19 protein-coding genes, 1 tRNA gene and 4 pseudogenes are annotated in these 25,296 nt (G+C 50.2%); 3 read left to right on the top strand and 21 right to left on the bottom strand.

Features of this window, described 5'->3' with window-relative positions; genetic code table 11:
* Nucleotides 1-98: 98 nt before the first annotated feature.
* The 6 genes and pseudogenes from DW965_RS05860 to DW965_RS05835 form a co-directional block, all read right to left on the bottom strand.
* On the bottom strand, nucleotides 99-791 hold the full coding sequence (locus DW965_RS05860) for a polysaccharide deacetylase family protein (RefSeq protein ID WP_117509113.1): 693 nt from the start codon (nucleotides 789-791) through the stop codon (nucleotides 99-101).
* A 98-nt stretch (nucleotides 792-889) separates the two neighbouring features.
* A complete protein-coding gene (locus DW965_RS05855; protein WP_119198139.1) occupies nucleotides 890-3,253 on the bottom strand; it encodes a DUF2298 domain-containing protein in 2,364 nt (787 codons plus the stop codon).
* Nucleotides 3,254-3,255: 2 nt separating this feature from the next.
* Nucleotides 3,256-4,886 (bottom strand): annotated as a pseudogene (locus tag DW965_RS05850) (ABC-F family ATP-binding cassette domain-containing protein).
* A 121-nt stretch (nucleotides 4,887-5,007) separates the two neighbouring features.
* Nucleotides 5,008-5,910 (bottom strand): LTA synthase family protein, encoded by a 903-nt coding sequence (locus tag DW965_RS05845; RefSeq protein WP_119198138.1) that lies wholly within the window; start codon nucleotides 5,908-5,910, stop codon nucleotides 5,008-5,010.
* The gene (locus tag DW965_RS05840; RefSeq protein ID WP_119198137.1) at nucleotides 5,853-7,076 is read right to left on the bottom strand and encodes a hypothetical protein; all 1,224 of its coding nucleotides are present in this window, start codon (nucleotides 7,074-7,076) and stop codon (nucleotides 5,853-5,855) included. The genes DW965_RS05845 and DW965_RS05840 overlap by 58 nt, the downstream gene beginning before the upstream one ends.
* 31 nt (nucleotides 7,077-7,107) lie before the next feature.
* The gene (locus DW965_RS05835; protein WP_117814054.1) at nucleotides 7,108-7,881 is read right to left on the bottom strand and encodes a DUF6062 family protein; all 774 of its coding nucleotides are present in this window, start codon (nucleotides 7,879-7,881) and stop codon (nucleotides 7,108-7,110) included.
* A 237-nt stretch (nucleotides 7,882-8,118) separates the two neighbouring features.
* Between DW965_RS05835 and DW965_RS05830 the strand changes: the two genes are divergently transcribed.
* Complete coding sequence (locus DW965_RS05830) at nucleotides 8,119-8,352, top strand: helix-turn-helix domain-containing protein (RefSeq protein ID WP_022462523.1); 234 nt, start codon at nucleotides 8,119-8,121, stop codon at nucleotides 8,350-8,352.
* A gap of 87 nt (nucleotides 8,353-8,439) precedes the next feature.
* On the opposite strand, the gene metA is transcribed toward DW965_RS05830, so the two are convergent.
* From metA to nrdR, 12 genes and pseudogenes are all read right to left on the bottom strand, one after another.
* Nucleotides 8,440-9,372, bottom strand: coding sequence for a homoserine O-acetyltransferase MetA (metA, locus tag DW965_RS05825; RefSeq protein ID WP_055228462.1), 933 nt, complete (start codon nucleotides 9,370-9,372; stop codon nucleotides 8,440-8,442).
* Nucleotides 9,373-9,523: 151 nt separating this feature from the next.
* Nucleotides 9,524-11,479, bottom strand: a complete 1,956-nt coding sequence (gene ligA / locus DW965_RS05820; protein WP_119198136.1) for an NAD-dependent DNA ligase LigA — start codon at nucleotides 11,477-11,479, stop codon at nucleotides 9,524-9,526.
* Nucleotides 11,476-12,206, bottom strand: a pseudogene (locus tag DW965_RS22045) (pseudouridine synthase). The gene ligA and the pseudogene DW965_RS22045 overlap by 4 nt, the downstream one beginning before the upstream one ends.
* A gap of 45 nt (nucleotides 12,207-12,251) precedes the next feature.
* On the bottom strand, nucleotides 12,252-13,130 hold the full coding sequence (locus DW965_RS05810; protein WP_022462519.1) for a hypothetical protein: 879 nt from the start codon (nucleotides 13,128-13,130) through the stop codon (nucleotides 12,252-12,254).
* A gap of 144 nt (nucleotides 13,131-13,274) precedes the next feature.
* Nucleotides 13,275-13,347, bottom strand: a tRNA-Arg gene (locus tag DW965_RS05805).
* Nucleotides 13,348-13,474: 127 nt separating this feature from the next.
* On the bottom strand, nucleotides 13,475-14,386 hold the full coding sequence (locus DW965_RS05800) for a DUF5688 family protein (protein ID WP_022462518.1): 912 nt from the start codon (nucleotides 14,384-14,386) through the stop codon (nucleotides 13,475-13,477).
* A gap of 269 nt (nucleotides 14,387-14,655) precedes the next feature.
* Nucleotides 14,656-15,213, bottom strand: coding sequence for an elongation factor P (efp, locus tag DW965_RS05795; protein WP_022462517.1), 558 nt, complete (start codon nucleotides 15,211-15,213; stop codon nucleotides 14,656-14,658).
* 84 nt (nucleotides 15,214-15,297) lie between these two features.
* Nucleotides 15,298-15,821: pseudogene (locus DW965_RS05790) on the bottom strand (YqeG family HAD IIIA-type phosphatase).
* A 74-nt stretch (nucleotides 15,822-15,895) separates the two neighbouring features.
* Complete coding sequence (locus DW965_RS05785) at nucleotides 15,896-16,783, bottom strand: patatin-like phospholipase family protein (RefSeq protein ID WP_022462515.1); 888 nt, start codon at nucleotides 16,781-16,783, stop codon at nucleotides 15,896-15,898.
* 104 nt (nucleotides 16,784-16,887) lie between these two features.
* A complete protein-coding gene (locus DW965_RS05780; protein WP_022462514.1) occupies nucleotides 16,888-18,246 on the bottom strand; it encodes a citrate/2-methylcitrate synthase in 1,359 nt (452 codons plus the stop codon).
* A 130-nt stretch (nucleotides 18,247-18,376) separates the two neighbouring features.
* The gene (locus DW965_RS05775; RefSeq protein WP_022462513.1) at nucleotides 18,377-19,012 is read right to left on the bottom strand and encodes a DUF3786 domain-containing protein; all 636 of its coding nucleotides are present in this window, start codon (nucleotides 19,010-19,012) and stop codon (nucleotides 18,377-18,379) included.
* Nucleotides 19,013-19,025: 13 nt separating this feature from the next.
* On the bottom strand, nucleotides 19,026-19,478 hold the full coding sequence (nrdR, locus tag DW965_RS05770; protein ID WP_022462512.1) for a transcriptional regulator NrdR: 453 nt from the start codon (nucleotides 19,476-19,478) through the stop codon (nucleotides 19,026-19,028).
* 142 nt (nucleotides 19,479-19,620) lie between these two features.
* On the opposite strand from nrdR, the gene DW965_RS05765 reads away from it, so the two are divergent.
* Nucleotides 19,621-19,872, top strand: a complete 252-nt coding sequence (locus tag DW965_RS05765) for a YlmC/YmxH family sporulation protein (protein WP_022462511.1) — start codon at nucleotides 19,621-19,623, stop codon at nucleotides 19,870-19,872.
* Here the strand turns inward: DW965_RS05765 and DW965_RS05760 are convergent, their stop codons facing one another.
* From DW965_RS05760 to DW965_RS05750, 3 genes and pseudogenes are all read right to left on the bottom strand, one after another.
* Nucleotides 19,873-20,178: an acylphosphatase gene (locus tag DW965_RS05760; protein WP_022462510.1), complete on the bottom strand. Its 306-nt coding sequence runs from the start codon at nucleotides 20,176-20,178 to the stop codon at nucleotides 19,873-19,875. It lies immediately after the preceding gene.
* A 27-nt stretch (nucleotides 20,179-20,205) separates the two neighbouring features.
* Entirely contained in the window at nucleotides 20,206-21,372 is a 1,167-nt protein-coding gene (locus DW965_RS05755) for a GNAT family N-acetyltransferase (RefSeq protein WP_119198135.1), read from the bottom strand.
* Nucleotides 21,373-21,565: 193 nt separating this feature from the next.
* Nucleotides 21,566-24,105 (bottom strand): annotated as a pseudogene (locus DW965_RS05750) (heavy metal translocating P-type ATPase).
* Nucleotides 24,106-24,358: 253 nt separating this feature from the next.
* Here DW965_RS05750 and DW965_RS05745 point away from each other — a divergent pair.
* Nucleotides 24,359-25,246, top strand: a complete 888-nt coding sequence (locus tag DW965_RS05745; RefSeq protein WP_117509122.1) for a LysR family transcriptional regulator — start codon at nucleotides 24,359-24,361, stop codon at nucleotides 25,244-25,246.
* The last annotated feature ends 50 nt before the right edge of the window (nucleotides 25,247-25,296 follow it).

Raw genomic sequence — 25,296 nt, 5'->3', positions numbered from 1 at the left:
TTTTTCTTCCTGCCATTTATCTTATCACATTTTGGCGGGTATCCTCAACCCCTTAATCTCGGATTCTCCGCAACTATGTTCGATGGAATCCGCGGAAGCTATTCTTCAATCAGCTCACGCACCGTCACAAACGTGTATCCCTCTTCTTTTAATTCTTTTACGATCCGCCGCAGCGCTTCCACCGTCGCGCGGTAGCCGTCATGCATGAGAATAATGCTGCCATCCTTCACATTCGGAAGCACCGCGCTGCAGATCGACGCAGTGTTCTGGCTCTCCCAGTCGCGGGAATCCACATCCCAGAGTACCGGGATCATCGTCACTGCAAGGTCCAGCCCCTCTCTCCATTCCCCGAACGGCGGACGGATATAGACGGGATATTCCCCTGTGATCTCGTAGATTGCATTGCTTGTTTTCACGACCTCCTCCCTCGCTTCCTCTTCTGATACTTTCGTAAGCTGAACATGATGAAACGTATGATTTCCGATCAGATGGCCTTCCGCATGCATCCGGCGGACGATTTCTTCGTTTCCGGCAAGACACTGCCCCTGCAGAAAAAACGTTGCCGGAATTTCATTTTCTTTTAAAATTTCAAGCACCTCCGGCGTATAGCACGCATTCGGCCCGTCATCAAATGTCAGCGCCGCACGGCGGGGCACACTTTTTTCTACTTCCGCCGCTGTCTCTTTCGCGCCTTCTCTTTCACACCGTGCCAGCTCTGCAAACAGAATAGCCGCCATTATCACAGCCAGAAGCGGCAGAGGAACGTGCCGCACTTTTCGGAATCTCCGCATGGTCTGCCCTTCGCACTTTCTTCTGCATTCTCTGTATTATATGAAAAACAGGAGAAAAGATGCCGCACCCGGCGGTTCTTTTCTCCTGTTTTTGTTCTTTATGTATCCTGTACCTGAAGAATATACGTACCGGACGCAGTATCCTGGTAAACGATATCTCCGATGGACTGCAGCAGCGATTCGTTCAGCGCATCGCCATATTTCTCCTTTTCTTTGCTTCCCACAAAAATGTAGGTCACATGATACTGCTCCAGCAGGCGCAGCACTTCATTCGTATCGGTCGAGGTGTACATCTGTTTCACATCCTCGGCGCGGACATTTAAGTCTGCGGGATCCCCTCTCCAGAGCCATTCATGGACATACCATCCAAGCACGGTCGGAAGACCGGTCATTGCGGAAACGCGCTCGTAATCGCTGTAGCTGTCGCCGTTCGCCTCAAGCACAACCGGCTGTCCTTCTATTGTTTCATCCAGCCAGCGGATGGCACCTGCGTCCTCGGAAAAGACATTTTCCAGATACGCTGTCGCATCGAGTCCGCGGTACTCGGACAGATCGAAAATATTTCCGAACCAGGAGTACACGCTCGTTCCAAAATAGCCGAAGGTCCATAAAAGCAGTACCAGCCCGATTCCGCCGAACACCTGCAGAATCCGCTCTTTTTTCCAGAGCAGGAACCGCGTGATGATGTAGCTCATGCAGATGCCGAACAGGATAAATGCCTGATACGTCAGCTTGAACATCGTGTTGGAGCGCGCATACGATTCTTCGTAGATATCGCGCACATAGACGAGTTCCGGAATGATGATAAGGCCGATGGCACAGAGGCCTAAAATACCGATCACCATATCGCTCACCGCAATCTCTCTCCAGAAATTACAGAAGGCAGAAACTTTTTTGGGCTTTTCCGCCGTTTCTTTTTCGCCCGGCTCCGGTTTTTTCTCTCCCAGAATCAGGGCAACGGCCTGCTCTTCTACCTCTTCCTGCGTCTTTCCATCGGCAAGTACAATCTGTCCCTGCCGCTCCATGCCCGGAAGATGACAGTTTTTCCGCCATGCTAGCAGAACGGCTGCGATAAACAGCACAACGAGCACCGTCGGAAGGCCCCAGAGAATCGCCAGCTGATACAGCATCGAATGGTGCCTGGCAATGCCGACACCGGAAACCATCGTCTCAAACTTCATTGTAAACGGAAGGGCGACAATCGTTCCAATTGCAAAAACTTCTGCAGCCTGCAGGAGAACCGTTCCGATCGTCTCTTTCGCCCGCGCATGATACCGGTACAGCGCACCGTACAGAGAGAAGCCTGCAATCACGACGAAATAGATAACAAAATCCCAGTAGTTGGACCAGTGGAACACACCGATCAGAAAGCCCGCCGCGATGATCTGCGGCTGAAGCAGAACGCCTTTTAACGACCATTTCCACTCTTTTTCCGGATCACGGCAGGTATTTTTCACGTAGGAATATAAAAGGCCCAGCACCAGCAGGACGAACATGACATTCACCACATGGGCATGCAGGTCGCCGAGCACAAAGGAATACGATGGAAACTCATGAATCGTGCGGTCATTTTCCACAAGCGGGTCATACCCGATATAGCGGGTCGAACTCGGGAACCAGTAAGCCGATTCGTTCAGTCCCAGCCACTGGCGGATGCAGCCGTAAATCACATAGTGCATATTTCCGGCAAGGGAAACGGCTCCTCCCGAAAGAAGACCGCCAATCACCGGTGCAATCTGGCTTTTATTGCCGCCCTCTTTCCGGATGCGGTGGCACGCACGCGACTCTGCCAGATGGTAGGTGATCGAAAACGGCAGAACAAACGCGAACGATGCCACCATCGTACGCATCAGATGGTACGTCTGCTTTACATCCGTGAAGGTAATCTTCGTCAGAAATACGGCATAGAACTGGCCGCCGTAATAGTAGTTAATACCGCTTCCGCTGTACCAGAGATCCTCTGCCGGAACGGCGGTGCTGCGCATCATGGCCTTCATAAAACCATAATCCATGAATTTTTCGGTTCCGTGTGCCTCCGGGTGAAAGCCCGCAAGATAGGTCCAGAGAAGGAAAAAGGCGAAAAACAACACTTCTTCCATCATCAGGAAGTCGATTTCCGGCGCATGGACGCGTACCTTAAAACATCCGAAAATCCAAGAAGCCAGGATCAGTACACCGACTGTGATCAGGCAGACCGGTGCGGTAAACGGAACCAGTCCGAAGCTTCCAAGAGCAAATACAGCAAAACCGGAAACAACGATGCCAAGCACTTTAGAAAACATCCATCCCCGGTCATGAAACCGCGGAAACAGCGCTGCGGCAGCCGGATAAAATCCAATACCGAGCACCAGGGTCATAAGCCACCACTTCAGGAACGAAACGTTGTCCGTTCCAAGAAGCGGCGTTGTGGCCAGCACAAGCAACACCAGCAGAATGCCGGAAACTGTCGTCTTTTTGCTCATCTTTAATTATCTTCCTCTGTCATTGTGTAGACATGACGTTTTCTTGCCATCTCATCGCTTGCAAGATACTCGTCGTAGGTGGTCATCTTATCGATCAGCGCGCCGTTCGGAAGGATCTCCATGATACGGTTTGCTGTGGTCTGTACAAACTGATGGTCGTGGCAGGTGAACAGCAGCACGCCCGGGAATTTGATCAGACCGTTGTTCAGTGCAGTGATGGACTCCATATCCAGATGGTTGGTCGGCTCGTCAAGAACGAGAACGTTTGCACCGGAAATCATCATCTTGGAGAGCAGGCAGCGCACTTTCTCTCCTCCGGAAAGGACTCTGACACGTTTCACGCCGTCCTCACCGGCAAAAAGCATTCTTCCGAGGAATCCGCGGACATACGTTACGTCCTTGATCTCGGAATACTGGGTCAGCCAGTCTGCGATAGTCAGGTCGCAGTCGAATTCTGCGGTGTTGTCCTTCGGGAAGTAAGCCTGTGTGGTAGTTACGCCCCATTTGTAGTAACCGGAATCCGGCTCTTCTTCTCCGGTCAGAATCTTGAACAGCATGGTGATCGCCTGCTCGTTGCTTCCGACGAAAGCAACTTTATCTTCTCTTCCGAGGGTGAAGCTTAAATTATCCAGGATTTTCACGCCGTCTACGGTTTTGGTCAGTCCCTCTACCTGCAGAACGTCGTTTCCGATCTCACGGTTCGGACGGAAATCGATGTAAGGATATTTCCGGCTGGACGGTTTGATATCGTCGAGCTGGATTTTCTCCAGGGCTTTTTTACGGGAAGTAGCCTGTTTACTCTTCGATGCGTTGGCGCTGAATCTAGAGATGAAGTCCTGTAACTCTTTGATCTTCTCCTCTTTCTTCTTGTTCGCCTCTTTCATCTGTTTTACCAGCAGCTGGCTGGACTCAAACCAGAAGTCGTAGTTTCCGGCATAGAGCTGGATTTTTCCGTAATCTATATCTGCGATCTGGGTGCAGACTTTATTCAGGAAGTAACGGTCGTGGGATACGACGATAACGGTATTCTCGAAGTTGATCAGGAACTCCTCAAGCCACTCGATCGCATCGAGGTCCAAGTGGTTGGTCGGCTCGTCGAGAAGAAGGATGTCCGGGTTTCCGAACAGGGCTCTTGCAAGAAGAACTTTGACCTTCTGGCTGCCGGTCAGGTCTGCCATCTGTGCGTAGTGCAGTTCCGGCTCAATGCCAAGGCCGTTTAAGAGCTGCTCTGCATCGGTCTCTGCCTCCCAGCCGTTCATCTCTGCAAACTCACCCTCGAGCTCGCTCGCTTTGATACCGTCCTCATCGGTGAGTCTTCTTTTGCGTACAGCGCCTCTTTCTCTTTCATGATCTCATAGAGACGGGCATTTCCCATGATAACGGTGTCGAGTACCGGATAGCTGTCGTATTTGAAGTGGTCCTGCTCGAGGAAGGAAAGACGCTGGCCCGGTGTGATGGTTACGTCTCCGTTTGTCGGTTCAAGCTGGCCGGACAGGATTTTCAGGAAGGTTGATTTTCCCGCTCCGTTGGCACCGATCATGCCGTAGCAGTTTCCCTCGGTGAATTTGATATTGACATCTTCAAACAACGCTTTTTTTCCGACACGAAGTGTCACATTATTTGCTGCAATCATACTTTTTAAAACCTCATTTTCTTATTCTTAATTGTAAACGTGAAGTTACCGCCGGGGTTTCCCGGTCATACGGAGTATAGTCTACCATAGGTTTCCGTTTTCTGGCAAGTAGGGAAAGTCCTTATTCTTCGTCTTTTTCACCGGAAATTGTAAAAAAGCTGTCATCCCGGTCTTTTTTGTCGATCAGTTCATTGTACTGCAGGCATTCATACTGCCGTTCGTACTCGAGATCCTCCTCCGGCGCATCGCTGTCGTTCCAGCGGTACCAGGTTCCGTCACTTGCTAAAAAGCCGAGGTGATTGAGCGCCGGCATCTTCTCGCGCAGGTCAAGCAGATACTCGTTGTACGGCGTCAGTTCCAGGCCGGTAAGGCTTAACGCATAGCTTGAGAGATAGTTTGTGCTGATCCAGACATTGCTCTCGGATTTCATGCTGTAGTTGGTCCAGATGAAGAACGGGGTTCCATAGAACTTCTCCTGATCCTCGACCGAAAGATTCTGATAGGCGTCTCCGGCAATCCATGTTTCAAACGCATCCGGCAGTTTCGGGGAATGATCGCCGAACATAATGATCATCGTCGGCTCGTCCACCTGCTGGAAATACCGGATCAGATAGGAAATTGCCTCATCGGAAAGCTTTAACAGGGAGAAATACTGATCGGCCTCATCACTGTCGTAGCCGTTGCAGTTGATATCCGCCTGGAAATAACGGTTCGTGTAGCCACTGTGGTTCTGCATCGTCACATCAAAGAGGAAGAACGGGCTGCCCGGCTCCTTGTTCTCGTAGGTTTCCACGATCTTCTCATAGTTCGCCTGATCGCTGATCATGCCGCGGTACCGCTTGGCCGTATCGGAGAACTGATCAATCGAGATGAACTCATCAAAATCAAGGAAACGGTATGCCGTGCTCCGCTTCCAGTTTGTCGCCTTGTTCGGATGCATCGCGATTGCCTGATAACCCTGGTCTTTTAACGTCGTGACAAGGGAATACTGGCTGTGCGTAAAGTAGCTGACGTACGGCACCATGCCCGGGAACCGCTTGCAGGAGTTCCGGTCAGGAACTCATACTCCGTTTTTGCTGTTCCGCCGCCCTTGGTACACGTCAGCGTGTGCCCTTTGATGATATTTTCGGTCAGCGAGTCGAGGAACGGCATGTAGCTCTCGCTCGTCTGCGGATCGCCGACGGAACGGTAGTCAAACCACGACTCGTTCATGATCGCGATGATGTTGACGGGTGTCACGCTATCCGCATTATCTTTTCGAAGATCTTCTGTTTTCGTCTCTTTCTCGCTCGTATCGGCAATCGCTGTCACTTCGTCTTTCGAATAGCCGTCCGGCGGTGTCAGGCGCATGTATTTGGCGACCGCGGTAAAACCGACCGTCGTTCCGTACTGGCGGTATGTCTTCGCCGGATTCCAGAGGTCACTGATGACACCGAACTCGGCGTTCCAGTTCAGATTCATGTACGCCAGGTATGTTCCGAGCGTCAGCGCAGCAGCAGCCACGCGGAGCAGAATTTTATTTCTCGTTTTCCGTGCAAAACGGTATTCCCGGCCCTGCAGCCAGAGGCGCACAACGAGCATCATCGTGATAAACGAAGTCACGATTTCACCTGTGATCTCGAATTTGTAACCGCCGACTACGTCCGCCGCCGTCGCAATGCTGTACAGGTCGATGAGCTGGAACGCTTCTCCGCGGAACAGATAAACATAGTAGAATACCAGACTCATGCAGAAATAAAAGATGTTCATGAAAATCATCGCGCGGCGGATGGAGTTCAGAAAGAGGGAAACGAGAATGGAAAGTACGAAAATGACACCGATATTCAACAACGCATAATACCATTTCATCTCCCGGAACTGGCTGTTTGTGACAAATTCCAGTGTGGCAAACAGATAGGCTGCGTTTGCCAGCATCAGAATCGGCTGTTTCCATCCCACATAGCGCGGTTTTGGTTTCTGGTCCGGCTTTGCAGCAAACCGGCAGAAACTGACGACTGTCGTCAGTATGATACACGCCAGCAGGCACGGGAACAGAAAGTGAATACTCCACTCCCGGTCTGCCGCCGTCGTATCCAGCAGCGGGCGCGCCAGAAACAGCAGCACCGCCAGCACGCCGAAATACAAAACAAGAAACGCGCACCGGACGCGCTCCTTTTGATTCTCTTTTAATCTCTGATAAAACTTCTGCATCGAAACTTTATGCTCCTTTTATAAACAAGAATTATAATCCTTCCGTAAACGGCTCGTCCGCCGGATAGCCGCCGCCTAATTTTTGCATACAGCGCTGGATGGAATCTTTTGAATTTCCCCAGTCCTTATCCTTGTTGCGGTAATCGAATTTGTCAGTAAACCATGTTACCTCTTCCTGCAGCCGCTGGTAATTTTCTTTCATGATTTTGAACAGAACCGGGTAAAATTCCGCTTTCTGTTTATCATTCAGCTTTTTCTCCGCCGTTTCTACCAGATCCGCAAAATGCGGCAGACAGAAGCCTTTTCCCTCGCGGAACAGTCTTGCAAACTCCTCATCTTTTTTGTAGAGATCAAAGAACGTATCAAGATAGCGGTTATAGTTTGCCTTGAAGTGATCGCAGACGTAGCACGAATGCGTCTTCTCATCAATCCACTGGCCGATCGCAGTCTCACGGCCCTGTTTGTCGAGGGATGTCTTCTGCATCCGCTTGAACACCGAGGATTTTCCCGGTGCAAACAGATCCATCTGTGCGGCAAGCTCCTGGTTCAGTTTTTTCAGATGGGTGGATAAAATCAGACCGCTTCCGAGACGGTTTCCGTAATCGTACATCATTTTATAGTGGTGGCGGCAGAATCCCATCGCGTCTGTTTCCGCACGCACATCATCCTCCATATAGGATGCGCCGGAACCGAGCGCAAACGAAATCGCATGCTGCTCTGCTTCCCGCTCCAGATAGCAGAACGGGCACTCATCTTCCGCCTTGAATGCATCCATCAGCGGAATGGTATGGATCGACTCTTTCATATGCAAAAACCTCCGATTTTATTTGTTGGTGCTTTCTACAGCATACACAAAAACCTCTCATTTGTCAAAAGAACTCTTTTTCCTGTTTTCCTATTATTCTGATGGATAATTTCTATATTTTGCACAATTTACATGTGCATTATAAAAATTTGAAGTTGTTTCTTTTTGGTATTTAATCGTTTAAGATAAATATTATATAAGTCTTTGTATCACTCTGTTCAGAAAGGAGCCATAGCAATGGGAGAACGTCATACGGAGGAGATGCGCCTCCTCGGTCTTACCATCGCTTTTTATCGCAGAGCACGCGGATTAACGCAAAGTGAGCTTGCCGAAGCTGTCCAGATCAGCCGTACACATATGAGCAACATCGAAGCGCCAAACAGTCATACCTCTCTGTCTCTAAACAAGCTGATGGATATTGCGGAAGCACTCGAAATTCCGCTGAAAACATTATTTGATTTCAAACGGTAAGCCCGGAAAGCTTCCGTTTTTTATAGCAGATTTTTACAGCAACCCCCCGCAGCCGGTGTGCGCCCGGTGCGGGGGGCTTTTTCTCTCTTATTTTCCCGAAAAATCCGGAGTTCCGTCAAGATTATACGGGGTCACCTGGTATACATAGTAGTTCAGCCAGTTCGTGTACAGATTGTTCGCATGTGACCGCCATAAAAGCACTGGTTTTGTATTTGGATCGTCGTTTTTATAATAGTTCTTCGGAATCTCAATCGGAAGTCCTTTGTCTTTATCGCGGTGGTACTCGCCGTCGAGCGTCATACGGTCGTACTCCGGATGACCCATCACAAAAATCTTTCTTCCCTCTTCCGCCATGCCAAGATAGAATCCGGCTTCGTCGGACTCTGCGAGAATCGTGACATCTTTGCAGGCACGGATATCGTCGATCGGTACTTCTGTGTGGCGGGAATGCGGTGCCAAAAACTCGTCATCGAAGCCTCGCACAAGCGGGATCTTGCGGTTGTTGACTTTGTGCCAGAACAGCCCGAATTTCTTCTCCGGAAGCATCCGTTTCTTCAGTCCGTAGAAATGATACAGACTCGCCTGGGCTCCCCAGCAGAGGAACATCGTGGAGGTAACGTGTGTGTTCGTCCAGTCCATGATCTTTGTCAGTTCATCCCAGTAGTCAACTTCTTCAAATTCCATCTGCTCGACCGGTGCACCGGTGATGATCATACCGTCGTAATAATTTTTCCGCACATCCTCAAATTTCACATAGAACGTGTTCAGATGGCTGGTCGATGTATTTTTCGCCTCGTGGCTTGCCACCATCAGAAAGGTGACATCAACCTGCAGGGAGGTGTTGGAAAGGGAGCGCAGAAGCTGCAGCTCGGTATCTTCTTTGAGCGGCATCAGATTCAGGATCATAATCTTCAGCGGACGGATGTCCTGATGAACCGCTCTTGTCTCGTCCATGACGAATATATTTTCGCTTTCGAGTATTTCTTTTACAGGTAAATCTGCCTGAACTTTAACCGGCATATTCTTTTTCCTCGTTTCTATTCTTCTTGATCTGCCGCGCTTTTCTCTGCGCAGACAGGCGGTTTGCTTTTTCCGGCAGGAATTTCTGCCGTCCGTTTCCGATTATAGCAGATTCCCGCGCGGGATGCAAACCGCCTTTGCAGATATTTCGTTATTCTTCTGTCATCTTCAGAAATTCCTCTTCTGAGATCACCGGCACGCCGAGTTCGCGTGCTTTCCGGTTTTTGGAGGAACTGGATGTCGTGTCGTTGTTGATCAGATAGCTCGTCTTTCCCGTTACACTTCCGGTGGCTTTTCCGCCGAGCTCCTCGATTCTTGCCTTTAATGCATTCCGGTTCGGGAAATGTTCCACACTTCCGGTGATAACGAAGGTAAGACCGGCTAATTTCTGTTCTTCCTGGCTTGCCTGCGGCTTCTCAATCGTCAGATACGACAGAATGCGCTCAAGGCGTTCTTTATTTTCCTCATCCGCAAAGTAATCCACGATGCTTTTTGCAATCACTTCTCCGACACCGTCGATCTGCGCGAAATCCTCCGCCGATGCATTCCGGATCCGGTCGAGATCGAAATCGAAGGCTTTGCAGATCATTCTCGCGTTTGCAAGACCGATATTTAAGATGCCAAGTCCGAAAATCAGACGGGGCAGCGTTGTGTTTTTCGCGCGCTCGATGCTGTCGATCAGATTCTGGTATGATTTTTCACCGAAACCGTCCATCTCCACAATCTCGTCGCGGTAGCGGTCGAGACGGAAAATATCGGCAAACTCACGGATGAAGCCGTGGCCCACGAATTTTTCGAGCGTTGCCTCCGACATGCCGTCGATGTTCATCGCGTCGCGGCTTACAAACAGGGTGAATGCCTTCATGAATTTTGCCGGGCACTCCGGATTCGTACAGTAGAGGGTCTCGACATTATTCATCATCTGAATCCGGGTGGCACCGCCGCAGGCAGGACACGTTTCCGGAATATCGCGCACGCCGCTTCTCGTCAGATTCTCTGAGATCTGTGGAATGATCATGTTTGCTTTGTAGACAAGGATTTTATCACCCACACCGAGATCCAGCGAACGCATGATACTGATGTTGTGGACGCTTGCGCGGGAAACCGAAGTTCCTTCCAGCTCGACCGGCTCAAAAACCGCAACCGGATTGATGAGACCGGTTCTCGACGGGCTCCACTCAATTTCAAGCAGAGTGGTCTCCTTCTGTTCATCCGCCCATTTGAAGGCGAAAGCGTTCCGCGGGAATTTCGCGGTTGTGCCAAGTGATTCTCCGTAGGCGATATCGTCATACAACGCGACAAGGCCATCGGACGGAAAATCGTTTGTCTCGATTTTCGTGGAGAAATATTGCATCGCCTCGTCGAGGTTATCTTTGGTGACAGCCTTGTATTCCACCACCTCGAAGCCCTGCTCTTTCAGCCACTCCATCTGACGGATTCTGGAATTTTCGAAATCCTGTTCCGGAGCGCTCACAAGCGCAAATGCCATAAAATGAACGTGGCGTTTTGCCGTAATCTCATTGTTCAGCTGGCGCACAGAACCGCTGCAGAGGTTCCTCGGATTCTTGTATTTCGCATCGACATCCTCGATCTCCTCGTTGATCTTCTCAAAATCGGAATAGCGGATGATCGCCTCGCCGCGCAGAACCAGCTCTCCCTGGTACGGGATTTTTAAGGGAATATTTTCAAACACTTTTGCATTGTTCGTGACAACCTCTCCGATCACGCCGTTTCCACGGGTGACGGCCTTTGCGAGGGTACCGCCGCGGTACGTCAGAACGACGGTCAGACCGTCCATCTTCCAGGATAGCAGCGTTTTGTGATCCCCGATGAAGCTGCGGAGCACTTCCACATCTTTCGTTTTATCAAGGGAAAGCATCGGCGACTCGTGCGCTTCTTTCGGCAGTTCGTCCATCGCCTCGTAGCCGACTTTTGTGGTCGGGCTTCCGGCGAGTGTTACGCCTGTTTTTTCCTCTAATACCTGCAGTTCGTCATACAGCGTGTCGTACTCCAGGTTGCTCATGATCTCCCGGTCTTCCTGGTAATAGGCTTTTGCCGCTTCGTTCAGCTTTTTGACCAGTTCCTTCATCCGTTCTGTCTCGTTCATCGCTTTTCCTCCCCGATCTGCTTTTTCAGTTCTGCTAATTCTTTTTCCGTTAAAGGGCGGTACTCCCCTGTTTTCAGGTCTTTCAAGTGAATATTCATGATCCGCACACGTTTCAGCTTTGTGACACGATATCCTAATGCTTCGCACATCCGCCGGATCTGACGGTTCAGCCCTTGCGTCAGAATAATCGTAAAGCTGCGCTCTCCCGTTTTCTGGATCCGGCACGGGCGCGTCACGGTATCGAGAATCGGCACGCCGGATGCCATTTTTTTCAGAAATTCCGGTGTAGTCTCTTTGTTTACCTCGACCTGGTATTCTTTTTCGTGGCGGTTTCTGGCACGCATGATACCATTTACAATCGCACCGTCGTTCGTCATCAGAAGGAGGCCTCAGAATCTTTATCGAGTCTTCCCACCGGATAAATCCGCACCGGGTAGGACAGATAATCGATGACGTTGTTTTTCTCCCGTTTTTCCGCAGTACAGACGATGCCGCGCGGTTTGTTGAAGGCGAGATAGACTTTTTTCTCCTCCGGGACAACGGTTTTGCCTTTCACAACAACAACGTCGCCAGGCTCCACCTGCATGCCGGTTTCCGCGCGTTTTCCGTTTATAGTAATCTCGCCCGCTTCTGTCAGACGGTCCGCCTCCCGCCGCGAGCAGACGCCCGCATCACTTAAGTATTTGTTTAAGCGCATGGTTTTATCCTTCCAAAAAAGCAGTTTCATAAAAACCAGAAACTGCTTTTTTTGTTTTGTATTATTCTATTGTTCCTACTGAATGCTCTCTACATATGCTCTCAGGGAAGCATCTGCATCGAGTGCATTCTGATAATCGTTCTGAACCTGTTCGATCAGATTTTTGACTTCTTCGTTTTCGAGCGCCGCTTTCATAGCCTCGGTTACGGCCGCATCGCTGTCGGTATCATCCATGATTTTCAGGCTGCCGTCTTCTGTCGTGTAGAGATAATACTCCGAAAGCATCGGCAGGGTCTGGTTGATTCCCAGATATTTGCATCTGCTGCTGACAAACGCGATGTACGTTCCGTCATTTGGACCGCTGATCGTGTAGGCCTTTACATCTCCGTATGACTCCACATCGCTTTCTGCCTCAATCTGCGCCTGCTCCTCCGCGGTCAGATTATCTGTTACTGCAAAAAGACCGTTGATATCCCTTGCACCGAGCGCGGTGTAATACTGCTCCAGAACGGTGCTTACTTCCGGGACATTGTCCGCGGCAAAGGAGACAGCCGTATTATCGGTATTCTCTGTATTGCTGGTATCGTCTGCCGCTTCCGGCTCACTTGTCGGCTCAGCCTCTGCATCCGGCGCGCTGGCGGTATCGGTACTGGAAGCATCTGCACTGGAATCATTCGCGGAATCCGAAACGTCCGATGAAATGCCTGTGCTGTCCTCAGAATCTGCTTTGCTGTCTGCTTTTACCTGTGTCTTTTTATCCGGCACATTGCTTCCGGTGCTGCTGCTTGTTACGGTTCCGCCGCTCGATTTTCCATCGTTTTTTGGTGATACCAGATGAACGATGAGAAGAACCGCTGCCACAATCAGGAGAATTGCTCCGATCAGAAGCATGTAGCGCAGATTATCGGAAATCCATTCCCGGATTTTATCTTTTGTTGTCATTGGTTTTGCCATATTTTTCCTCCTTCATCAAAACTGATCCGCCGGATCAGTTATTGATATGCTCAGTAAGCAAAAAAACCTCTACTTCACACCGAAGCAGGGGCTTTCCTTGTCCTGCGCCGGTCCTGCCCGCCGCAGCATGCCATGTAGCAAAAACGCGTCTGGAGGGATTCGAACCCCCGACACACGGTACCGGAAACCGTTGCTCTATCCCCTGAGCTACAGACGCTGATGTGATCTGTTTTCTCAACCACACTATGACAGTTTACCACAGACTCCTGCAATTGTAAAGTATTTTTCCCACCCAGCCGCCCATTTTTTTCTTAAATTATTCGCAGACTATTCTGCCACGCAGCTTACGTTTCTTTCTCACACAGCGTCAGTTCCCCGCTTTCCCGGTGGTAATAATAAACGTGATCCGACAGAATCTCCTGCGGCTTGACCGTCTTTTCATTCACGTCCCGTACCATGTCGGAAAGACACTCCTCTGGGAACACATCATAATCTGGAATCACCATGCACTCGTGGATACTGCTCGGAATCACATAAAGACTTGCCTCAAAGCGCTGCGAAAGACTCTCCAGCACGCCGGGATAGCACATGCAGATTGCACCCAGCTTTCCTCTGCGGTTGCTGACCAGGTAAAACTGTTCCGCCAGCGGACCAAGCTCGAACAGGGGAAACGTTACTCCGTACTCCTCTTTCAAATACACCATAAGGCTGTCTGTGCGCACCGGCAGATCCCGCAGGGTGTTCTCCCAGGCACGGGCATCCAGCTCCTCCGCCGAAATTCCCCACAGCTCCCGGTGCGTCTCGTGGATCAGAATTGTCGCATCCGGCACGCGGTTTCCCCGCATCTGGTAATAGTACACGACCGCGAGATCGAGAAATTTTCTGTGTGGAACTTCGGAGAGCAGCGTACGGTTTTTCTCCGCATGAATGAGCTCGCAGTAGATCTGCGGCGCAGCATTTTTCCAGTTGGTAAAAAAGGCAGCTTTCTCCGGTCTTCTCGCCTCCGCTTCCACTTTCCGGTACTGCTCCAGTACCTTTTCTGCAATCTGAGAAAGCGGCACGCCCTGCAGACAGCATTCATACAGAAGCTCCACGTAGATCGTCGGTGCAATCCAGTCCTTCTTTCTGCTGATGACAAACGCCTCTTTTTCGATACCGTTCAGCTTCTGCACCGATTCTACCTTCACCTCAAAATCATCGCCGGCTTTTCTTTTCAGCAGCGCGGCAAGCTGCTCTTTGAACATCTGATAGTCCATTTTTTCCCACCTTTCCTGTTTGATTGCCTTTTGTATTTTTGCTTTACGGAACAAAAAAAGCTCCGGAAAACACAACTTAAAAACCTCTGTACAAATCTGTATATGCCAGAGATTCGTTGGTTCGCGGAACTTCGAACGATGAGAAAAACGGGCCCGGGCTGCTTCCGACAGCCTTTATCAGCCATTTTTCAGACGAATATTCTATTTATTTAGAAAACCATGTCCGCCACAAAGAAAGTTGTGACGGACAACGGCGGGAACATTCTTACTTATACACGGGACAGATATTCACCTGTTCTGGTATCAATTTTGATTTTGTCTCCCTGGTTTACGAACAGCGGAACGCTTACGGTAGCACCAGTCTCAACGGTAGCCGGTTTGGAAGCACCCTGTGCAGTATCTCCCTTGAAGCCTGGCTCAGTCTCGGTGATCTCAAGCTCTACAAACAGAGGCGGCTCGATTGCGAATACATTTCCGTTGTAGGAACATACTTTAACCATTTCGTTTTCTTTTACGAATTTCAGAGCATCTCCGATGGTCTCTTCGTTCAGAGCGATCTGCTCATAGTTTTCTACGTTCATGAAGTAGAATAAATCGCCATCGCTGTACAGATACTGCATGTCTACACGCTCGATACGAGCCTGCGGGAATTTCTCGGTCGGACGGAAGGTACGCTCTACTACACCACCGTTGATGACATTTTTTAATTTGGTTCTTACGAATGCAGCTCCTTTACCAGGTTTTACATGCTGAAATTCAAGAATCTGAACGACCTGACCATCGATCTCGAGGGTAACGCCGTTTCTAAAATCTCCTGCTGAAATCATTCTGATTTTTCCTCCTTAACATAGTACGATGCGCCAAATGCGCACCATAGGCTTATCTTATAATATAATATTTTTCCCGATTTTTCAACTGTTTTTTTTCGTAATCCTGCCGCGGGCCAGATCACGCTCATAAAAGAACAGTACAATGTGTTCCAGATACCGTTTCAGAACGATCTGAATTTCCTCTTTCGGATCGATCGGCTCGGTCAGAATATTGTAAAGTCCGGTCCGTTTTGCACCGTACACATCGGTGAAAAGCTGATCCCCGACAAAGACCGCCTGCTCCTCTTTGATCCCCATTCTCCGGCATGCTCCTGGTAGTTTTTCACCGAAGGCTTGTGCGCATTTTCGATATAGATAGAACCGACCGCATCGGCAAACGGAGCCACGCGCGGTTTCTGATTGTTGGAAAGCAGACAGGTGGAAAAACCAGTCTCCCGGAGAGACGCAAAGAACGCAGCCGCCTCCTTCGTCGCCGGCGCACCGTGCGGAACAAGCGTATTATCGATATCAAAAATCACGCCCCGGTATCCTTTCCGGTACAGATCCGCGTAATCGATCGTATAGGCACTTTTTTCTCTCCGGTCCGGGTAAAACATCCGCATCAGTATAGTTCCCCGGTTCTTCTGGTTTTTTCCACTCATCTTCTTTCTCCAATCCTCTTTTCGTTTATACAGTAACTTTATTCTTCTTTCAGAAACTCCTGCAGAGCCTCAAAATTTGCTTTCATCTGGTCATAGCCGTGCTGGTAAAATTCCCGCAGCCTCTCCTCGTCCTTTTCGAGACGCGATACCGCCGGTATCTCCGGGCGGATCACAAAGACGGAGCCTTCTTCTTCCCATTTTTCGATGCATTCGAGCACCTGGTTATAATGTTTCGCGCGGTTTACAAGCGCACGCACGAGATTCGGGTATTTGCGGAATGCCGCCACATACAGCTCCCAGCCTCTCGTCCCCTCTTTTTTGCGGTAACCGAAATTCCGTGTCAGAATAATGACATTTTTTCGGTGTCCCGTCTTTAAGGAACGAATAATCGGGATCGAATCGGCAACACCGCCGTCGACGTACTCGTTTCCGTCGATCTCCACCATCGGGCAGGCGATCGGCATGCTCGATGATGCACGGCCAATTGCAAGCAGACGTTCTTTATTTTCGCGGTCATCCAGATATTCCGCGCGTCCCGTCTCACAGTTTGTCACAACCAGCTCACACGTCTGCGGCGATGCAAAATACGTATCAAAATCAAATGGAAAAACCTCATACGGATACCGTTCGAACACCATATCCATGTCGAGCAGTGCTTTTTTCTCAACGATTGTCTTGATATTCTTATTGACGTAGCGGTTTTTCTCATCCGTGACAATCATACAGTCCCTCGTTCTGCCAATCTGGCGCGATACATAGTCCAGCGCATTGCAGGCTCCGGCGGAAACGCCGATCACATGAGGGATATAATACTCCTGCTCCATCAGAAAGTCCAGCGCTCCTGCTGTAAAGACGCCGCGATTGGCCCCTCCTTCCAGTATGACTGCTCCGGATTTTGTTATGCTGTAATTTTTTGTCTCATTCATTCTCCTGCACTCTCCTATTTTTCACAATGACACATTACTTCCCGCACAGAGCAATGCCGGAGCAGATCGGAAAATCCCGACACGCTCCGGCCCTTCTGCCTGTTTTATCTGTTTTCCAGCGGAACATAGTCCACTTCATCTTTGACACTCTTGTACGCCGGGCGGATGATCTTGTCGGTGTTGATCAGTTCCTCCATCCGGTGTGCACTCCAGCCGACGATACGCGCGCAGGCGAACATCGGGGTGTAGAGCTCCAGCGGAAGATCCAGCATGCTGTAAACGAAGCCGCTGTAGAAGTCGACGTTTGCGGATACACCTTTGTAAATATGGCGCTCCTCGCCGATGATCTTCGGAGCCAGTTCCTCGACCATAGCGTACAGCCGGTAATCTTTCTCTCTGTGTTTTTCTTTTGCCAGCTGCTCAACGAAGGTTTTGAAGATGCGCGCACGCGGGTCGGAAATGGAGTAAACCGCATGGCCCATACCGTAAATCAGACCTTTCTGGTCGAACGCCTCTTTGTGCAGCAGCTTTCTTAAGTAATTCGATACTTCTTCCTCATCCGTCCAGTCTTTGACGTGTGACTTCATATCGTCGAACATCCGCACAACCTTGATGTTTGCACCGCCGTGCTTCGGTCCCTTTAAGGAGCCGAGCGCCGCTGCAATTACGGAGTACGTATCGGTTCCGGAAGAAGAAACAACATGTGTTGTAAAGGTCGAGTTGTTACCGCCGCCGTGCTCCATGTGGAGGACGAGGGCAAGATCGAGGATCTTCGCCTCCAGCGGGGTGTATTTCTGATCCGGACGGAGCATCAGCAGAATGTTTTCTGCGGTGGAAAGCTTCTTCGACGGATTGTGGATATATAAACTTTTTCCCTTGATATAATGGTTGTACGCCTGATAGCCATAGACGGACAGCATCGGGAAAACAGAAATCAGGTTAATGCACTGGCGAAGCACATTCGGAAGGGAGGTATCATCTGCGTGGTTGTCGTACGCGTACAGGGTCAGAACGCTTCGGGACAGAGTGTTCATCATGTCCTTGGTCGGCGCTTTCATAACAACGTCACGCACAAAGTTCTTCGGCAGGGACTGCTGCTGTTTTAAGATTGTCTTAAAATGATTGAGCTGCTCTTCATTCGGCAGATTTCCAAATAAGAGCAGATACGCAACTTCTTCGAATCCCATACGGTTTTCACTTAAAAAGCCCTGGGTCAGTTTTTCCACGTTGATGCCGCGGTAGTACAGACGTCCGTCACACGGCGTTTTGACGCCGTTAATGATATCCGAAGACACAACGTTTGAAATCTGTGTCAGTCCCGCAAGGACGCCAACGCCGTTGATATCGCGCAGTCCGCGTTTTACATCGTATTGCCCATACAGCGAAACATCCATTTTGGAGTTATCCAGACAGATGTTTGTCAGTTCCTCTATTTCCGGTGTTACTTTCATGCTAAAAGCCATATGCATTCCCCTTTCTCTTCTCTTTTTTTACTCACTTTCGCTCATTATAGCATTAAACCAGGGGATTCGTATACTGAAATTTTTATAAACATTCGAAAAATTTTCGTAAGATTTTGTCTCACAAAAGGTATCAGGCTTCTGTTTTACATGCATCGAAGGCTTGATCCAGTGCGTCCAGGAAATCTCCCATCACGTAATACAGCGTCTCAAACCGCAGATAATCGAGGACGTTTTCATCCCACATAAACTTCAGCACCGGCGGGAATTCCTCATCGGACTCCCAGAACTGGAAGACGAGCGGCAGAAACGGAAAGACATGAAAAACAAAAGCAGCGTCTCCCGGGAAATATGGTTTTCCGCCAAGGGAAACGCATGCTTTTTTCAGCTGTTCCACATGCCCGTCATACCGTGCGGCGCGGCTGTCGTGAACGCCGGACGCAATCGTGCGGCCTTTGATCGTTCCCTTTAAGGAACTGGTACGCGCATACGTGCCGGCGAGCACAATCTCCTTCTTTCCGCAGCAGAGCAGGTCGAAAATCGTCAGCGTCTCATTGAAACTGCCCTGATGTACATGAAGAAAATGGTCTTTTGAGCCCTCTGCAACGCCGGTATGGCGGTTCACTCTCCATTCTTCAAAAAGATACGGCACATAGAAATAATCGTCATCAAACGCAAAGCCATACTTTCCTTCGATCTCCTTCTGATCGTATGTCAGAAAACGTTCCTGCATCTGATCACGCATTTTAATATAGTTCGACACTTCCATTTTTTGCCTCCCGCTATTTGTCGAGCATCTTTTTCAGCTCGTCCATGAACGTGTTGACGTCCTTGAACTCACGGTAAATCGACGCAAAGCGGACGTACGCCACCTGATCCAGGTCTTTTAAGTAATGCATGACCTTCTCTCCGATCACAGAGCTTGGAATCTCGCGTTCCTCGCCGTTGAAAAGCTCCGTCTCCACCTTGTTGACCATCTCGTTGATCTTCTCGGCGGACACCGGCCGTTTGTGGCAGGCGCGCAGGATGCCGGTCTCGATTTTCGAGCGGTCATACTGCTCGCGGTTCATATCTTTTTTGATGACGATCAAAGGGATCGTCTCCACTTTTTCGTATGTCGTAAAGCGTCTGCCGCAGACATCGCACATCCGGCGGCGGCGGATCGCATTGCTGTCTTCAATCGGGCGTGAATCCACAACCCGGGTATTATCCTGATTACAAAATGGACATCTCATATCTTTCGTCCTCGTTTCTAAATAAGTATTTCGGAAAGTTTTCTACTTTTACAGTATACGCATTTTTCCGTGAAATTCAAGTCAACTGCAGCAACATTTTCGCATATGTTTTTCCATAGGAATCAGTAAAAAGGAGCACCGCATGCGCGTTGTAGATCTCCGCCAGAAAGAAGTTATCAATATCTGCACCTGCAAAACGCTCGGCTGTCCGATTGATGTGGAATTCAATCCAAAAACGGGACATCTTACCGGACTCGTTCTTCCGGGTCCTGTGAAATTCTGCGGCTTTTTCTGCCACGGCGAGGATTTTGTGATCCCATGGGACCGCATCTGCCAGATCGGCAACGATATCATTCTCGTCGAAATTCCGGAAAAAGAGAAAAAACAGCCCTGATCAACGGATATGAAAACCGAATTCCGATTCCAGCGGAATCTTCGTCCATTTTGCATCCGTGATTTCGATGTAGCTGGAGGTGCGGATCCTTTTGATCATCTCCGTGATCGTCTCCTCATCACCCTGCACCTCCATCTCCACCGTCTCATCCCAGCAGTTTCTCACCCAGCCTGTCAGCCCGAGCTGGTAGGCAGCATAATACGCCCGGTAACGGAACCCCACGCCCTGCACCTGGCCGTAGAAAATCACATGGTACCGGATTTCTTCTTTTTCGTCTCTTCTGTCTCGTTTCGCTGTCTCGTTCATATTTCTCTGCCTCCCAACAGTCATTGCCTAAAATTCGTCTGCCGTCGCACAGTACAGCGGAAGCGGGAACCAGTCGGATGGAATGTTCTTCCAGATTTCAGATGGAACCTTGCTTCCCTTACTTGCCAGCGGTGAAAGAAGCAGTTCCTGCGCCTGCTCCCGGTTGAGTACATCTGCCCCCGGATGGGCTTCCCGTGTCACGGTCACAGTTCCATCTTTTACCGTCACGGTCAGCGGCTGTCCCTCCAGTACGGCAGACCACGTTCCATCGCTGATGCCCATCGTCTCTGCTTTCATGGTCAGCATTGCCTCGATGACGTCTGCAAACTCAAAAATGCGGTACATCGCGGAACCGCAGCGCTCTTTTGTGAAGCCTTCGCAGACTTCCGATAACGCTGCTGCTTTTCCGGTCTCATACACCGGAATGGAAATGAAAAGAGAGTCAAGCGCATTTTCTTTTAAATAAGCGGCAAGTGCAGGAACGAAATCCTGTTCCTCCAACACTTCTGCTTCCACAACCTGGTTTCCGCCGCAAAGTGCCAGATATCCGATCCGCTCACCGTTTTTCCAGATTGCAATTGCCTGCTCGCCGAACGTTTTCAGGCAGGCTTTCACATCCTCTCTTACCACGTAAAGCGGTTTTTCCTCATTCAGCTTCTTTGCAAAGGCTGCCGCCTCTTCGTCCGCTTCGCCGTTTTCCGGAAACAGCGGCGCAAAGGTGTAAGCGGAGAGTTCCCCGTTTTTCCAGGTATGGCGCACATTTGCCACATCCAGGTAAAACGTGTATTTTTCACTTCCCGGCGTAAAGCCAAAGTAGGCATACCGCTGTCTCTGGCCGTCCAGTGCCAGAAGATCACACGTTCCTTCCAGATCCGTAATCCAGTCGCCAAGAAGACGCTTCATGTGGCCTTCGCCCCTTGCCTTTGGATGCACGGAAACGCTTCCCACATATCCTGCGCGGAGCAGCTTACCCCCTGCTGCCATTTGCTGCGGAAGCACCGCAATCTCGGCCCGGAGTCTGCCGTTTTCCGCAACAGCGACGCGGTGGATCCGTGCCATTTCCGGTCCTGCCTGATAAACCCTTGGAATTAACTGCTCAAAGTCGTGCGGACGGTGTGCCGTGCTGAACACGTAGTTTGCAAGTTCGATGCAGTCCTCCCACTCTTCCGGCTTTGCAAGTCTGTACTCTGTCATAATGTAAAAACCTCCTGATCCTAAAAACCCTTTTGTTTTTGCTCTTCTTTTTCTCTATCCTAACGGATTTTTGTCCTTTTGTCACGAAAATTCCGAACAAATTGCAATATTTTTGCTATATCTGGTAAAAAAAAGAAACGCGCCCGGAAATTTTCATTCCAGGCGCGTTTCCCTTTTCTCAACGTTTCCTGTTTTACTGGATTCCTTTTACGGTGTAATCCTGTGCCTCTACGGCTGTTTTCAGCACATCGTCTGATACAGGAGCTGTCAGTGTTACAACGGCTGTTCCTTTTTCATGGCTTACTTCTGCGGATGCAACACCCTCGATTGCCTCAAGTGTTTTCTTCACTCTTGCCTCGCAGTGGCCGCACATCATGCCCTCGATTGTCATGGTTTTTACCATTCCCTGTTCTGTTGTCATGTTCAGATCCTCCTTTAGAATTTCGTTTTTGATTCTTTTATCTTTTGACGCGTCGTGCATCCGAAACAGATTCAGACGCAGGGCGTTTGTCACAACGCAGAAGCTCGAAAGGCTCATCGCCGCCGCACCGAACATCGGGTTCAGCTTCCAGCCGAACAGCGGGATCCATACGCCCGCAGCCAGCGGAATACCGATGATATTGTAAATGAGGCCCAGAACAAATTCTCGTGAATGTTCCTGAGGGTCGCACGGCTTAAGCGGATCGCTGCCGGTACATCGGAGAGGCGGCTCTTCATCAGGACAACGTCTGCCGCATCGATCGCGATATCGGTTCCTGCTCCGATGGCAATACCGATATCCGCACTGGTCAGAGCCGGTGCATCGTTGATGCCGTCTCCTACCATCGCTACTTTTCCTTTTTCTTTCAGGCGGCTGATGACCGCTTCTTTTCCATCCGGCAGAACGCCTGCAATGACTTCGTCCACACCCGCCTCAGCGCCGATGGCACGCGCGGTGCGCTCATTGTCTCCGGTCAGCATCACGACACGGATTCCCATATTCTGCAGCTCTTTCACCGCACGCGGGCTGTCCTCTTTGATGACATCCGCAACCGCGATCATACCGAGCATCTTTCCATCTTCACTGAAGAACAGCGGTGTCTTTCCTTCTTCGGAAAGTTTTGCTGCCTGCTCTTCCATCTGTTTCGCGAGAACCGCTTTTTTCGTAATCAGTGCGCGGTTGCCTCCGCAGAGCTCTTTTCCGTTCCGTTTTGCCACAAGGCCGTTTCCAGGAAGCGCAGAGAAATCACTGACTTCTTCGCGGGCCAGGCCTTTTTCCTCTGCAAGTGCAAGAATCGCACGGGCCAGCGGATGCTCACTTTTCCGCTCCAGTGCAAAGGCACCTTTTAAAAGCTCCTCCTCACTTACACCGTCCGCCGGGACAAGATCGGTTACCTGCGGCTCTCCGCTTGTGATGGTTCCAGTCTTATCGAGTGCAACGATCTGTGTTTTTCCTGTCTCCTCGAGAGAAACTGCGGTTTTGAACATCGTTCCGTGTTTTGCTCCCATTCCGTTTCCGACCATGATCGCAACCGGTGTTGCAAGGCCGAGCGCACACGGGCAGCTGATAACGAGAACGGAAATACCTCTTGCAAGAGCAAAGCTGACGCTCTCTCCTGCAAACAGCCAGATCACAATCGTAGCAAGTGCAATGCAGATAACGGCCGGCACAAAAATACCGGAAACTTTATCGGCCACTTTGGCGATCGGCGCTTTTGTCGCTGCCGCATCGCTGACCATCTGAATGATCTGGGAGAGTGTTGTGTCTTCTCCGACTCTCGTCGCCTCACAGGTCAGGAAACCGGACTGGTTTAAGGTCGCCGCCGATACGCGGTCGCCGGCCTCTTTATCCACCGGAATACTCTCGCCAGTCAGCGCGGATTCGTTGACGGCACTCGTTCCCTCCAGGACAACGCCGTCCACCGGAATATTTTCGCCCGGGCGGACGATGAAATGATCGCCCTTTTTCACCTGATCAATGCCGACTTCCACTTCTTTTCCGTCTCTTAAGAGAACGGCGGTCTTCGGAGCCAGCTTCATCAGACTCTTTAACGCATCGGTCGTTTTTCCTTTGGAAATCGACTCCAGCATTTTTCCGACGGTAATCAGGGTCAGAATCATGGCTGCGGACTCGAAGTAAAATTCATGCATATAGCTCATGACTGCATCCATGTCCCCCTGTACCTGCGCTCCCGTCATGGCAAACAGGGCGTAGACGCTGTATACAAACGATGCGGTAGAACCAAGCGCTACCAGCGTGTCCATGTTCGGTGCTTTATGCCAGAGGCTCTTGAAACCGCTGATAAAGAATTTCTGGTTGATGACCATGACCGCAATGGTAAGCAGGAGCTGTACCAGTCCCATTGCGATGTGATTTCCTTCAAAGAATTTCGGCAGCGGCCATCCCCACATCATATGGCCCATGGAGAAATACATGAGCGGAATCAAAAGAAGAACGGAGCTCAACAGACGGCGTTTCATGACCGGTGTTTCCTTGTCTTTCAGCATCTCTTCGTATTCTGCTGTGGAAGCCGACTGTGATGTGCTTCCCTTCTCGCCTTTTTTCGACGCACCGTAGCCTGCATTTTCCACGGCGGCAATAATCTCTGCCGGGGAGGCCGTTCCCTCCACGCCCATGGAATTTGTCAGAAGGCTGACTGCGCAGGATGTGACACCGGGTACCTTTGACACGGCTTTTTCGACACGGGTCTGGCAGGCGGCGCAGCTCATGCCGGTTACATTGTACTGTTCCATCGTATGTCTTCCTTTCTGTAGTTCTGGATTTTCTATTTCATATACCCTAATGGGGTATCTTGTTTTCTTCTACACTATATACCCTGTCCGGGTATTTTGCAAGTGTTTTTTCAAAAAATTTCCACTTCTCTTCTGCCATCCCCCGCACAATCCGGCCGGACCATCCTCAGAAATCCCTTGACAACCCGGCGCATGTATTTTATATTGAAGCAATCATGGATGATTTTTTCTTCTTCATCCTTCGGAGGTTTTTATGATTACATATGATTATTATCGCATTTTTTACTTCGTAGCACAATATCACAGCTTTACAAAAGCCGCGGAAATTCTGAAAAACAACCAGCCCAACATCACACGGTGCATGAACAATCTGGAAAGTGAGCTTGGCTGCAAACTTTTTATCCGTTCCCACCAGGGTGTCACACTGACAGCGGAGGGCGAAAAGGTGTATGAGCGTGTGGCCGTTGCCTACGAACAGCTCCGCACGGTTGAGGAGGAGCTGGCTCTTGAGCGGTCTCTTGAGAGCGGCCTTATCACAATCGGTGCGAGCGAGACGGCACTTCGTCTGATGCTGCTCTCCCGCCTGGAGCACTTCCACACCCGCTATCCGCACGTCCGCCTGCGCATCTCCAACCACTCGACGCCGCAGGCCATCCAGGCGCTCGAAAACGGTCTGGTCGACTTCGCAGTCGTCACAAGCCCGGTGGAAATCCGCAAACCGCTGCACAAGATCCCGATTTTCCCATTCCAGGAAATTCTGATCGGCGGATCGAAATATGCATCCCTTTCCGCAGAGCCGCATCATCTCGGCGAATTGTCAGAATATCCTTTTATCTCGCTTGCCAAAGACACCGGCACGCGGGAGCTGTACGCCGAGTACTTTCTGAATCACAACCTCGCCTTCCACCCCGATATGGAGGCGGCGACGACGGATCAGATTCTTCCTATGGTCGAGTATAACCTCGGCATCGGATTTTATCCGGAGGAGCTGGCACGCGATGCCTTAAAGAGCCGTACCGTCTGTCGGATTCCGCTCATCGAGGAGGCCCCCAAACGTGAAATCTGTCTTATCATCAACCCGCGGCAGCACCAGAACGCGGCGGCAAAAGAGCTGATCGAGGAGCTTCTGGAACGCGTATAAGATTTTATGAACTTTTGTTTGAAACAGAAAAAGACCCTGTCTACCGGCGG

It is taken from the genome of Blautia sp. AM47-4 (genome assembly GCF_003479865.1).
In the GTDB taxonomy this organism is placed as follows: domain Bacteria; phylum Bacillota; class Clostridia; order Lachnospirales; family Lachnospiraceae; genus Fusicatenibacter; species Fusicatenibacter saccharivorans.
This window is presented reverse-complemented; position numbering and strand designations above follow the sequence as displayed.

What these genes read in the sequence shown, in the direction of transcription:
- ligA (WP_119198136.1), bottom strand. Translation starts at nt 11,479, where the DNA reads ATGAACGAGACAGAACGGATGAAGGAACTGGTCAAAAAGCTGAACGAA.
- DW965_RS05765 (WP_022462511.1), top strand. Translation starts at nt 19,621, where the DNA reads ATGCGCGTTGTAGATCTCCGCCAGAAAGAAGTTATCAATATCTGCACC.
- DW965_RS05830 (WP_022462523.1), top strand. Translation starts at nt 8,119, where the DNA reads ATGGGAGAACGTCATACGGAGGAGATGCGCCTCCTCGGTCTTACCATC.
- DW965_RS05800 (WP_022462518.1), bottom strand. Translation starts at nt 14,386, where the DNA reads ATGGACTATCAGATGTTCAAAGAGCAGCTTGCCGCGCTGCTGAAAAGA.
- DW965_RS05785 (WP_022462515.1), bottom strand. Translation starts at nt 16,783, where the DNA reads ATGAATGAGACAAAAAATTACAGCATAACAAAATCCGGAGCAGTCATA.
- DW965_RS05855 (WP_119198139.1), bottom strand. Translation starts at nt 3,253, where the DNA reads ATGAGCAAAAAGACGACAGTTTCCGGCATTCTGCTGGTGTTGCTTGTG.
- DW965_RS05755 (WP_119198135.1), bottom strand. Translation starts at nt 21,372, where the DNA reads ATGACAGAGTACAGACTTGCAAAGCCGGAAGAGTGGGAGGACTGCATC.
- DW965_RS05780 (WP_022462514.1), bottom strand. Translation starts at nt 18,246, where the DNA reads ATGGCTTTTAGCATGAAAGTAACACCGGAAATAGAGGAACTGACAAAC.
- DW965_RS05745 (WP_117509122.1), top strand. Translation starts at nt 24,359, where the DNA reads ATGATTACATATGATTATTATCGCATTTTTTACTTCGTAGCACAATAT.
- nrdR (WP_022462512.1), bottom strand. Translation starts at nt 19,478, where the DNA reads ATGAGATGTCCATTTTGTAATCAGGATAATACCCGGGTTGTGGATTCA.
- DW965_RS05760 (WP_022462510.1), bottom strand. Translation starts at nt 20,178, where the DNA reads ATGAACGAGACAGCGAAACGAGACAGAAGAGACGAAAAAGAAGAAATC.
- DW965_RS05775 (WP_022462513.1), bottom strand. Translation starts at nt 19,012, where the DNA reads ATGGAAGTGTCGAACTATATTAAAATGCGTGATCAGATGCAGGAACGT.
- DW965_RS05835 (WP_117814054.1), bottom strand. Translation starts at nt 7,881, where the DNA reads ATGAAAGAGTCGATCCATACCATTCCGCTGATGGATGCATTCAAGGCG.
- DW965_RS05840 (WP_119198137.1), bottom strand. Translation starts at nt 7,076, where the DNA reads ATGCAGAAGTTTTATCAGAGATTAAAAGAGAATCAAAAGGAGCGCGTC.
- DW965_RS05810 (WP_022462519.1), bottom strand. Translation starts at nt 13,130, where the DNA reads ATGGCAAAACCAATGACAACAAAAGATAAAATCCGGGAATGGATTTCC.
- efp (WP_022462517.1), bottom strand. Translation starts at nt 15,213, where the DNA reads ATGATTTCAGCAGGAGATTTTAGAAACGGCGTTACCCTCGAGATCGAT.
- DW965_RS05845 (WP_119198138.1), bottom strand. Translation starts at nt 5,910, where the DNA reads ATGGTGCCGTACGTCAGCTACTTTACGCACAGCCAGTATTCCCTTGTC.
- DW965_RS05860 (WP_117509113.1), bottom strand. Translation starts at nt 791, where the DNA reads ATGCGGAGATTCCGAAAAGTGCGGCACGTTCCTCTGCCGCTTCTGGCT.
- metA (WP_055228462.1), bottom strand. Translation starts at nt 9,372, where the DNA reads ATGCCGGTTAAAGTTCAGGCAGATTTACCTGTAAAAGAAATACTCGAA.